Below are 6,813 nucleotides of genomic sequence, written 5' to 3'. Positions count from 1 at the left end.
GGAGCGAGCACCAGGGACTTGGCCTTGAACAGCTTCATGGTGGCGTCGCTCATGCCCTCCTGCAGCGGCACCTCGACGTCGGCGAGAATCGGCTTGTAGGTCACGTTGAGCTGCGTACTCGCCTGCTCGATCGACAGGCCCGGCTTGAGGCACCCGAATACGTAAACCCAGTAGCGCCGGCGATTGTCGAAAGCCGGACGCCAGGTGGTGATGGCCGCCCTCCTGCTGATCGGCGCATAGAGCGCCGGCTGCGCGCCCAGCGTGGTACCGCGAAAGCCGGCCGGTGCCACGCCGACGATCGTCAGTGAATTGCCGTTCACGAGAATCGCCTGGCCAACGATTGCCCGATCTCCGCCGTAGTATTCCTGCCAGAAGTCGTAGCTGAGTACGGTCAGGAAGTTAGCGCCGATCACGGCGTCGTCCGTCGGCTACAGCAAGCGTCCAGTAGCGGGCATGACGCCCAACACACCGAAAAAGGAGCCGGAGACGAACACTCCCTGCTGCGTCATCGCTTCATTTTTGATGGAGACATTTGCCCCGAACAGCACGTGCGCAGCGAGTCCGCCGAAGGGTGTCTGCCACAGTTCCAGGTCACGGAACATCGGATAGCTGAACACCTCGTCGCAGTCGCCGGCTTGTCCGCAGTTCGTCGACCCTTGCTTCGGACCGGGCGCAGCGAGGTTCACAAGCTGCGCCGGATCATTGACAGGCAGCGCGCAAAGCAGCATTTGATCGAAGAGCGAAAAAATGGCGGCGTTCGCGCCGATCCCCAGCGCCAGTGAGGCGATGGCGATCGACGTGACGAAGGGCGTCTTGCGCAGCATGCGCAAGGCGAGAGTGAGGTGTCTCATGGCGGGCACTCGGTAGGCGATTCGGCGACGGACTACGGCGCCACATGTGGATAGACAGCGGCATCGGCCAGACGATTTGAATCGAATCGACTCGTGTTACAACGGATCGTCTGCGGGGCGGTTTCACGTCCCCGGCCAGACGGTCTTTTCGTGTCCACCCTCCACGTGAATCCCGATCTCATGAGTGCGCACAAGGCCAGCGGCACCCTGTTCACCGACGACGCCGGCTCTGCCTATGGCCCGCGCGACGCCTGCGGTGTCGGTTTTATCGCCCGTCAGAGTGGCGAACGGACACACGAGGTGGTCACGCTGGCCCTCGAGGCATCGGCCCGACTCGCGCATCGCGGTGCGTCTTCGACCGACAGCTCGGCCGATGGCGCGGGCGTCATGACGCAGATTCCGCGACGGCTGTTCATCCTGGCCGCGTCACGACTGGGCGTGCACCTGCCGGCCGATGCCGCGATCGCCGTGGGCATGTGCTTTCTCCCCACCGAGCCGGTGGCGCAGCAGGATGCCGTCTCACTCATCACCGATGTGCTCCTCGCCGACGGCCTGCCGATTCTCGGCTGGCGCGACGTGCCGGTGCGGCCCGAGGTGCTCGGCCCGTCAGCGCGCGCCTCCATGCCAGTCATCCGACAAGTGTTGATCGGACGCCCGGCCGGCAGCGACGACGATACGTGGGAACGGCAGCTCTATCTCGCACGTCGCGAGATGGAGCATCGCGCGCTCGCGCGCGGCACCGACCCGTTCTACATCTGCTCGATGTCCTGTCGCACCGTGGTCTACAAGGGCCTGCTCACAGGCGGACAGCTCGGCGACTTTTTTCCCGACCTGCGCGACGCGGCGTTCGAAAGCGCGATTGCCGTGTTTCATGAGCGCTACGCCACCAACACGATGCCGCGATGGGATCTGGCGCAGCCGTTTCGGATGCTTGCACACAACGGCGAGATCAACACGCTCTGGGGCAATCGCAACGGTATGGCGATGCGCGGCTCGTTGCTGGAGGCGCCCGCGTTCGGTGAGCAAGCGGCACGTGTGCGCGATCCGATCCGCCCGCGCGGCAGCGACTCGGCCAGCCTCGACAACGCGCTCGAACTGTTGGTACGCGCCGGACGCTCGCCGGTGCACGCCACCATGATGCTGGTGCCACAGGCCTGGGAGAAGTATCCCGATGTAGAGCCGGTCATCAAGGCGTTCTACGAGTACCACCAGTGCGTGATCGAGCCATGGGATGGCCCCGCTGCGCTCGCATACAGCGACGGCATTCAGGTGGCGGTCTCACTCGACCGCAATGGTCTGCGCCCGTGTCGGTACAAGATTCGCGCCGACGGTATGGTATCGGCCGGATCCGAAGTGGGCATCGTCGACTTCGACCCGCGCGATGTCGTGGAAACGGGCAAGCTTGGTCCTGGCGGCGTGTTCCTCGTGGACACCGCCGGCAAGCGCATCGTGCGCAATCTCGCGGCCAAGCGCGAAGTGGCCACGCGTCGTCCGTATGCGAAGTGGATCGCGCAGGCGATGTCGACGCTCCCGACGAGTGATGGCACCGAGCCGCTCGTACGCTCCAGCGATCAGCTGCGCGCATCGCAGTTGGCATTCGGGTACAGCCACGAAGATCTTCGTCTCGTGCTCGAGCCGATGGCTACGACAGCGGCGGAGGTCGTGTACAGCATGGGCGACGATGCGCCGCTGGCGGTGCTCTCACCCAGCGCGCCACAGCTGTACGCGTATTTCCGGCAGCGTTTCGCTCAGGTCACCAATCCTCCCATGGACTCGCTGCGGGAGTCGATGGTGATGTCGTTGCGCATGCATCTGGGCCGGCGGGGATCGCCACTGGTGGAGAAGGCGGTGTACGCGCAGATGCTGCGCATCGAGCATCCTGTGCTACTGCCGGACGAGATGTCGGCATTGCGTTCGTTCCCCGGCTTTCCTTGTGCCACGATCGACGCGACCTACGAAGGACATTCGCGTCCGGAGGCGCTCGAAGCCGCGCTCGACACGCTTTGTCGTCGTGCAGAAGTGGCCGCCCGCAAGGGCGCGCGATTGTTGGTGATCAGCGACCGGAAGATGAACGCCGAGCGCGCGCCGATTCCGGCGCTGCTGGCCGTGGGCGCGGTGCGACAGCATCTCGTGCGCACGGGACTGCGCGCGCGCGTGGGCCTGGTGGTCGAAGCGGGCGACGCCATGGAACAGCACCATGTGGCCACGCTCGTGGGCTATGGTGCGGAGGCGGTGCACCCTTGGCTCGCGCTCGAAACGGTGGCCACGCTATTCGCGGAAGCGGCGCACGGGCGCACCGATGCCGATGCTGAGCGGCCCGGCCCCGCGCTCGCGCAGTCGCGGTATCGCGCGGCGGTGGAGAAGGGGCTGCTGAAGGTGCTGGCCAAGATGGGTATTTCCACGCTGGCGTCGTATTGCGGCGCGCAGACGTTCGATGCGATCGGGCTCGGCGCCGATGTGATAGACCGCAGCTTTGCCGGTACCACGTCGGCGTTGGGTGGACTCACCATGCGTGAGCTCTCGGAAGACGTGCTGTTGCGGCATCGTCGGGCGTATGGCCCTGACAACCTGTCCACGTCGGCGCTTCCCGACTTCGGACGGGTGCGCTTCCGCAAGGAAGGCGAGCAGCACGGCTGGGCACCGCAGACCGTGCTGGCGTTGCAACAGGCCGTGGGCAGCGCGCGGGCATCACGAGCGGGCACCAGTGCCGATGACGCGTGGCGCACCTTCGCGGAACGGGCACAGGGCAGGATGCCGGCCACGGTGCGCGATCTGCTGGCGCTGCGCCACGTGGCGCCGATCGCGATAAGCGAGGTCGAGCCCATGGAAGCGATCCGAGCGCGGTTCATTTCGTCGGCCATGTCGCTCGGCTCGCTCTCGCCGGAAGCGCACGAAACAATTTCGATCGCGATGAATCGCATGCAGGCGCGCTCGAATTCCGGTGAAGGCGGTGAAGATCCGGCCTTGTACACGCGCCCGGCCAGCGAACGCGCGGATAGCCGCATCAAGCAGGTGGCGTCGGCCCGGTTCGGCGTCACCACCGAGTATCTCGTGCGCGCGGAAGAAATCGAGATCAAGATCGTGCAGGGGGCGAAACCCGGCGAAGGTGGTCAGCTGCCGGGCTTCAAGGTCACCGATTTGATCGCGCGTCTGCGTCATTCCACGCCCGGTGTCACGCTCATCTCGCCGCCGCCGCACCACGACATCTACTCCATCGAGGACCTCGCGCAGCTGGTGCACGATCTCAAGACGGTGAATCCGCGGGCACGCGTCGGTGTGAAGTTGGTGGCGTCGTCGGGCGTGGGGACCGTGGCGGCGGGTGTGGCAAAAGCCTTCGCCGACTACGTGCTCATTGCCGGACATTCGGGAGGGACCGGCGCGTCGCCGTTGTCCAGCATCAAGCACGCGGGCGCGCCGTGGGAGCTGGGACTGGCCGAAGCACAGCAGGTCCTGATCGAGAACGGTTTGCGTCATCGGGTGGAGGTGCGCGTGGACGGCGGCCTGCGCACGGGGCGCGATGTCATCATCGCGGCGCTGCTGGGCGCGGAGTCGTACGGTTTCGGCACCGCACCGCTGGTGGCGATGGGGTGCGACATGGCGCGACAGTGTCATCTGAATACCTGCCCCACCGGCATCGCCACACAACGCGAGGATTTGCGTGCGAAGTTCCGTGGTACACCGGAACAGGTGATCGGCTTCTTCTCGCGTATGGCGGAGGACGTGCGCACTGAGCTCGCATTGCTGGGTGCACGGTCGCTCGACGACATCATCGGCAGGGTGGAGTTGCTGCAGAGGGCCGAGCGGCCGGAACTGCCGCGATCGGCGATGCTCGACTTGTCGATGGTCCTGTCGCCGCCGCGTCGGAAGGACGTGCCGCGCCGCCGCACCATGGAGCGCAACGAGCGACACGGCAACGACTCGCTCGACAGCCAGCTGCTGATCGATGCGGCCGACACGATCGCGACGGGTGCCGCCTTCCACGGCACCTACGATATCCGCAATCACCATCTCACCGTCGGCGGGCGCGTGGCCGGTGCGCTGGCCGAACGCTTCGGTGATGCGGGGCTGCCCGACGGTACACTGCACGCCGAGTTCCGCGGCAGCGCGGGTCAGAGCTTCGGTGCCTTCGGCCTGCGCGGCATGCGCCTGTCACTCGAGGGCGAGGCCAACGATTACGTGGGCAAGAGTTTGAACGGCGCCGAGATCAGTGTGCGTCCGTTTCGCGATGCGCGGTATCGCGGCGCGAGCCACCTGAACATGATCATCGGCAATACGGTGCTGTACGGTGCCACCGATGGCGTGCTCTGTGCCGCGGGTCAGGCGGGCGACCGCTTCGCCGTGCGCAATTCCGGCGCCTGCGCGGTGGTGGAAGGCGTGGGCAATCATGCCTGCGAATACATGACCGGCGGCGTGGTGGCGGTACTCGGTCGCGCCGGTCGCAACTTCGGCGCGGGCATGTCGAACGGTGTGGCGTACGTGTTCGACGAAGCGGATACGTTCGCGAGTCGCCTGAATCATGAGATGGTGCTGCTGGCCGATCTCGATCACGATGACACCGAGTTGTTGGCCAGGCTTCTGCAGCTGCACCAGCAGCGCACAAGCAGCGCGCGGGCGCGTTGGCTCCTCGATGGCTGGGACCAGCAACTGCCGCGTTGGCGCAAGGTGAAGCCGCGTGGCACCGCTGAGCACGTGTCGCGTATCCGCGACGGGTGGAGCGAGCGACTGGACCGGCTGTTGGCCAGGCCGATGGAGGAGGCGCGATAGCACGCGCGCGATGCGAGGGATCGCCTACGTCGGCATCGAGGCGATTCGCTCGCGCACCATCGGGCTCGGATCGTCCTTGAGCTTGAGCAGCATGGCGTCAGCCACCTCGGGGTGGCCGCGTCGTAGCGCCTCGATAGCCGCCAGGCGCAGCTCAGTGCCCTCGAAGCTGTTCGCCGGTGTTTCACACACCTGCTGCAAACGCTGTCGTGCGCGTGGCGTCTGCAGATGGCCCAGTGCGGCAACGATTTCCAGCTGATACTCGATCGCCTGCTCCTCATTCAGCACGCCGACCAGACGGCTGGTCAGCGGTTCACCATCGGGCGCGGCGAACACGATTGAGAGCGCGCGGGTGCGGACATCGATCGAGGTGTCGAAGAGCACCGACTCGATACGGGCGAGCGCGACCGATCCGCCGATCTGTCCGAGTGAAACCACCGCCGCGATCCGGACGCGATAGTCGGCGTGCCGCAGCGCGTGGCCAATAGCGCCGATCGCCGCCGGCGAGCGCGACTCCCCCAACAAACACACGGCATTTCGCACCACGTACCAGACGTCATGCGTGAGATACTCGCGCGCCACCTCGGGCGTGTCGTTGAGTGAGGCCATGGCGTCGTACAGCGTACGCCGGTCGCCGACATCGATGGCGGCGATCAGCTGCAGGAACATAGCGCGGGCGCCAGCTGGCCCGGCACGTTGCAACAGCGCGATCACGTCGTCGGGAGGCACGCCGGTAACGAGCAACTGCTCCACCACCAACTGTAGCGCCATCGGCGTGGCCGCTTTCGCGAAGTGGGCTGGGAGCGCGAGATCTACCAACTCGCGGCAGAGGCTCACCCCATCGCCTCGCGCCACGGCAAGCTCGATGCGGCTCGCGTGCGCGTCGAGAGCTGCCGCCGGCGTGTAGGATGGAGCGGCCGATGCCGAGGGGGCCACCAGTTGCGACAGCGGGCGGGAGGCCGCGGCGATCGGCGCCGACGGTACGCGCACGAACTCACCGGTTTGCGCCGAAAGGAAGCGGACGTTCCAGATCGACAGGGCGTCGGCCGACTCGATCAGCGACTCGGCATCCCCCCGCTGATCACCGACCAGCAAGCCGGCCAGCTTGAGAAACTCCGCGTCCGTCATCGTGGTGGCCAGCTCGATCGCGTCGAGGCCATGCCGCTCGAGCGCGCTCCCCAGGGCTACTACCCCTTCCGGT

At 66.2% G+C, this 6,813-nt stretch carries 4 protein-coding genes; 1 reads left to right on the top strand and 3 read right to left on the bottom strand.

Features of this window, described 5'->3' with window-relative positions; genetic code table 11:
* Together ACESNG_RS02105 and ACESNG_RS02100 are read right to left on the bottom strand one after the other, a co-directional pair.
* Positions 1-413: ABC transporter permease (locus ACESNG_RS02105; protein WP_373064908.1), on the bottom strand; the 413-nt coding region annotated here is incomplete at its 3' end.
* A 15-nt stretch (positions 414-428) separates the two neighbouring features.
* On the bottom strand, positions 429-824 hold the full coding sequence (locus tag ACESNG_RS02100; protein ID WP_373064906.1) for a hypothetical protein: 396 nt from the start codon (positions 822-824) through the stop codon (positions 429-431).
* A gap of 177 nt (positions 825-1,001) precedes the next feature.
* Between ACESNG_RS02100 and gltB the strand changes: the two genes are divergently transcribed.
* Positions 1,002-5,615: a glutamate synthase large subunit gene (gene gltB / locus ACESNG_RS02095; RefSeq protein WP_373064904.1), complete on the top strand. Its 4,614-nt coding sequence runs from the start codon at positions 1,002-1,004 to the stop codon at positions 5,613-5,615.
* Positions 5,616-5,639: 24 nt separating this feature from the next.
* On the opposite strand, the gene ACESNG_RS02090 is transcribed toward gltB, so the two are convergent.
* Positions 5,640-6,813 (bottom strand): HEAT repeat domain-containing protein (locus tag ACESNG_RS02090; RefSeq protein ID WP_373067583.1); only part of this gene is annotated, 1,174 nt, incomplete at its 5' end.

The sequence above is a fragment of the Gemmatimonas sp. genome, assembly GCF_041689975.1.
Classification (GTDB): Bacteria; Gemmatimonadota; Gemmatimonadetes; order Gemmatimonadales; family Gemmatimonadaceae; genus Gemmatimonas.
Note: the sequence above shows the minus strand (reverse complement) of the source record. Positions and strands in the feature narration are given on the sequence as shown.

What these genes read in the sequence shown, in the direction of transcription:
- ACESNG_RS02100 (WP_373064906.1), bottom strand. Translation starts at nt 824, where the DNA reads ATGCTGCGCAAGACGCCCTTCGTCACGTCGATCGCCATCGCCTCACTG.